This window comes from Pseudomonas sp. (genome assembly GCF_032058845.1).
Classification (GTDB): Bacteria; Pseudomonadota; Gammaproteobacteria; order Pseudomonadales; family Pseudomonadaceae; genus Aquipseudomonas.
Map to the genome: position 1 here is coordinate 23,548 of NZ_DAMCCR010000056.1, position 5,221 is coordinate 28,768.

Below are 5,221 nucleotides of genomic sequence, written 5' to 3' on the forward strand. Positions count from 1 at the left end.
CATCGACCGCCGCCAGGCGGTGCCACTGTCGCATTCCCAGCAGCGCATGTGGGTGCTCTGGCACATGCAGCCGGACAGCCCGGCCTACAACGTCGGCGGCATGGCGCGCCTGCGCGGCGCCTTGCACGTGGACGCCTTCGAGCGTGCGCTGCACGCGCTGCTGACGCGCCATGAAGCCCTGCGCACTACCTTCCCCAGCATCGACGGCAAGCCGGTGCAGTGCGTGGCCGAGCACGCCGGCCTGCAACTGGGCTGGCACGATTTCACGGCCCTGGGCGCCCAGCCACGCGAGCAGGCCCTGCAACGGCTCGCCGACGAGCAGGCACACCTGCCTTTCGACCTGGAACGCGGGCCCTTGCTGCGCGCCTGTCTGGTCAAGGCTGCCGAGCGCGAGCACTACTTCGTGCTGACCCTGCACCACATCGTCACCGAAGGCTGGGCCATGGACATCTTCGCCCGCGAACTGGGCGAGCTGTACGAGGCCTTCGTCGACGAGCGTGAATCGCCGCTGCCGCCATTGGCCGTGCAGTACCTGGACTACAGCGTGTGGCATCGCCAGTGGCTCGAGGGCGGCGAAGGGGCACGTCAGCTGGCCTACTGGAAAGCCCGCCTGGGCGATGAGCACCCGGTGCTGGCGCTGCCCGGCGACCGGCCGCGCCCGGCAGTGCAGAGCCATCGCGGTGGCCTCTACCGCTTCGATCTGGACCCTGCGCTGGTGCAGCGCGTGCACGCCTTCAACAGCCAGCACGGCCTGACCCTGTTCATGACCATGACGGCCACCCTGGCGGCCTTGCTGCACCGCCACAGCGGCCAGCGCGACCTGCGTATCGGCGCGCCGGTGGCCAACCGCATTCGCCCCGAATCCGAAGGCCTGATCGGCGCCTTCCTCAACACCCAGGTGCTGCGCTGCGAGGTGGACGGGCAGATGAGCGCCAGCGCGCTGCTCGAGCAGTTGCGTGAGGTGGTCATCGACGGCCAGTCGCATCAGGACCTGCCCTTCGAGCAGTTGGTCGATGCCCTGCAACCGCCGCGCAGCAGCGCCTACAACCCGCTGTTCCAGGTGATGTGCAACGTGCAGCGCTGGAACTTCCAGCAAAGCCGCGAGCTGTCTGGCCTGCAGGTCGATTACCTGGTCAACGACGCCAGCGCCACCAAGTTCGACCTGTACCTGGAAGTGACGGACCTCGACGGCCGCCTGGGCTGCTGCCTGACCTACAGCCGCGACCTGTTCGATGAGCCGCGCATCGCGCGCATGGCCGAGCACTTGCAGCAGTTGCTGGCAGGCCTGCTGGACGATCCGCAGCAGCGCGTGTGCGAGCTGCCGATGCTGGCTGGCGATGAACAGCGCGCAGTGATCGGTGCCTTGCACGGCGAACCGGCGGCGGACCTCAGCCACACCGTGCACGGCCTGTTTGCTGCCCAGGCGGCGCGCAGCCCCGATGCGCGTGCGTTGACCTTCGCCGGTCAGCACCTGAGCTATGCCGAACTGGATCAGCAGGCCAACCGCCTGGCGCATGCCCTGCGTGAACGGGGCGTGGGGCCGGAAGTCCGCGTCGGCCTGGCGCTGGAGCGCTCGCTGGACCTGGTGGTCGGCCTGCTGGCGATCCTCAAGGCCGGCGGCGCCTATGTGCCGCTCGACCCTGAATACCCGCTCGAACGCCTGCACTACCTGATCGAAGACAGCCGCCTGACGCTGCTGGTCGCCCAGCAGCCACTGCTCGAACGCCTGGGCGAGTTGCCGCGCAGCGTGCAAACCTGGAGCCTGGAACAGGACCGCGCGGCACTCGCCGATTACCCCGCCATGGCGCCGCAGGTGCACAGCCTGGCGCAGCATCCGGCGTACCTGATCTACACCTCTGGCTCCACCGGCCAGCCCAAGGGCGTGGTGGTCAGCCACGGCGAGATCGCCATGCACTGCCAGGCGGTGATCCGCGCCTTTGCCATGCGTAGCGACGATTGCGAGCTGCACTTCTATTCGATCAACTTCGACGCCGCTACCGAGCGTCTGTTGGTGCCGTTGCTGTGCGGCGCCCGCGTGGTGCTGCGCGCTCAGGGCCAGTGGGGCGCCGAGGAGATCTGCCAGCTGATTCGCGAGCAGCAGGTCAGCGTGCTGGGCTTCACGCCGAGCTACGGCAGCCAGCTGGCGCACTATCTGCTCGGGCAGGGCGAAAGATTACCGGTGCGGCTGGTCATCACGGGTGGCGAAGCGCTGACCGGCGAGCACCTGCTGCGCCTGCGCGAAGCCTTCCAGCCTGGCGCACTGTTCAACGCCTATGGACCGACGGAAACCGTGGTCATGCCCCTGGCCTGTCGTGCCCCTGACACGTTGCCGAGCGACGCCGGCAGCGTGCCCATCGGCCGCATGATCGGTGCGCGCAGCGGTTACATCCTCGACGAAGACCTGGCCCTGCTGCCGCAAGGCGGCATCGGTGAGCTGTACATCGGCGGTGCCGGCTTGGCTCAGGGTTACCACGACCGCCCAGGCCTTACCGCCGAGCGCTTCGTCGCCGACCCGTTCAGCACTGACGGCGGCCGGCTGTACCGCACTGGCGACCTGGTGCGCCTGCGCGCCGACGGCCAGGTGGAATACATCGGCCGTGCCGACCAGCAAGTGAAGATCCGCGGCTTTCGCATCGAGCTGGGTGAGATCGAAAGCCGCCTGCAGGATCACCCGCAGGTGGACGCGGCGGTGGTACTCGCGCTCGACCTGCCCGGTGGCAAACAGCTGGTCGGGTATCTGGTCAGTGCCCTGGCCGGCGCCGACGCGGCGACCCAGGCGGCGCTGCGCGAGGCGCTCAAGGTGCACGCCCGGCAACACCTGCCGGACTACATGGTGCCCGCGCACCTGGTCCTGCTGGCGCACCTGCCGCTGATGGGCAATGGCAAGCTCGATCGCCGCGCCTTGCCGCCGCCGGACCTGCAGGTGGCGCAACAGCGCTATCACGCGCCGAGCAACGAGGTTGAAGCGCTCCTGGCGCAGGTCTGGGGCGAGGTGCTGAACCTGCCCCAGGTGGGCGTGCAGGACAACTTCTTCGAACTGGGCGGCGACTCGATCCTGTCGATCCAGGTGGTCAGCCGCGCGCGCCAGTTGGGCGTGCAGTTCACCCCGCGCGACCTGTTCCAGCACCAGTCGATCCAGACCTTGGCAGCGGTGGCGACCGTGGGCGCCGCGCCCACGCAGATCGAGCAGGGTCCGCGCCAGGGCCTCAGCGCCCTGACGCCGATCCAGCACTGGTTCTTCGACAGCGACGTACCGGCGCCGCAGCACTGGAACCAGGCCGTCTTGCTGCAGGCGCGCCAGCCGCTGCAGGCTCAGGCGCTGGAACAGGCGCTGAACGCGCTGATCCTCCATCACGACACCTTGCGCCTGCGCTTCAGCGCACGTGCCGGCCGCTGGCAGGCCGCCTATGCCGATAGCGCCTCGGCCAGTGCGCACACCCTGTTGTGGACCGCCGAAGTGGCGGACCTCGAACACTGTGACGCGCTGTACACCGATGTGCAGCGCAGCCTCGATCTGGCTGACGGCCCGCTGCTGCGTGGCCTGCTGGTGAGCGACGGGCAGGGCGCCCAGCGCCTGCTGCTGGCGATCCATCACCTGGTGGTGGACGGGGTGTCCTGGCGTGTGCTGCTCGAAGACCTGCAAGCGCTGTATCGCGGCCAGGCCCTGGCGGCCAAGACCCACGCGCTGAGCGACTGGAGCGCGCGGCTGGTGCATTACGCCGGCAGCGATTCACTGCGCGACGAACTGGGCTGGTGGCAAGATCAGCTCGGCGGCGTCCCGGCCGAGCTGCCCTGCGACCACCCGCAAGGTGGCAACCTCGATCGCCATGCCCGCAGCGTGGCAATGACGTTGCCCGCCGCGCAGACCCAGCAGTTGCTGCAACACGCCCCCGCGGCCTACCACACCCAGGTCAACGACCTGCTGCTGACCGCCCTGGCGCGCACGCTGTGCGCCTGGACCGGCAGCCCCGAGGCGCTGGTGCAGTTGGAAGGCCATGGCCGTGACGGGTTGTTCGACGACATCGACCTGACCCGCAGCGTGGGCTGGTTCACCAACGCCTACCCCCTGCGCCTGACCCCTGACGCAGGCCTTGAGGACGCGGCCCGCGGCACCTCGCTCAAGCGCATCAAGGAACAGCTGCGCCAGGTCCCGCACAAGGGCCTGGGCTATGGGGTGCTGCGCTACCTGGCCGATGAACGGGTGCGCGAGGCCGTGGCCGCTTTGCCCCAGGCGCGCATCACGTTCAACTACCTGGGCCAGTTCGACCAGCAGTTCGATGACGCGGCGCTGTTCGCGCCGGTGGATGCCCCGTCGGGCCTGGCCCACGACCCCGATGCGCCGCTGCCCAACTGGCTCAGCGTCGATGGCCAGGTCTACGGCGGCGTCTTGCAACTGCGCTGGACCTACAGCAGTGAACGCTTCGACGACGCCACGGTGCAGGGCCTGGCCGAGGCGTACCGCACTGAATTGCTGGCACTGATCGATCACTGCCTGAGCGCCGGCAACGGCGGCTTCACGCCCTCGGACTTCCCCCTGGCGCGCCTCACCCAGGCGCAGATCGACACCCTGCCGGTCCCGGCGCGCGACATCGAAGATGTCTACCCGCTGACACCCATGCAGGAGGGCATGCTCCTGCACACCCTGCTCGAACCCGGCACGGGCATCTACTACATGCAGGACCGCTACCGCATCAACAGCGCCCTCGACCCGCAGCGTTTCGCCGCCGCCTGGCAGGCCGTGGTCGCTCGGCATGAGGCGCTGCGCGCCTCGTTCAGCTGGAATGCTGGCGAAGCGATGGTGCAGATCATTCACCAAGCGGGCGCGGTTGCCGTGGACTATCAGGATTGGCGCACGCTGGATGAGGCCGCCCAGGAACAGCGCCTGCAAGCGCTGCACAAGACCGAGCGCGAGACCGGTTTCGCGCTGCTGGAACAGCCGCCGTTCCACCTGCGCCTGGTGCGCGTGGGCGATGAGCGCTACTGGTTCATGATGAGCAACCACCACATCCTCATCGATGCCTGGTGCCGATCCTTGCTGATGAACGATTTCTTCGCGCTGTATCAGGCCCTAGGCGACGGTGTGCCGGCGCAGCTGCCGGTGCCACCGCGCTACCGCGACTACATCGGCTGGCTGCAGCACCAGGACCTGGCCGAAGCGCGGCACTGGTGGCAGCGCAACCTGGCCGGCTTCGAGCGCGCCACGGCGCTGCCAAGCGACCGG

1 protein-coding gene is annotated in these 5,221 nt (G+C 68.7%); it reads left to right on the plus strand.

What is annotated here, in order from left to right; translation table 11 throughout:
- Nucleotides 1-5,221, plus strand: a 5,221-nt coding sequence (locus RT028_RS12330) for a non-ribosomal peptide synthetase (RefSeq protein WP_312935200.1), incomplete at both ends; no start/stop codon positions are given.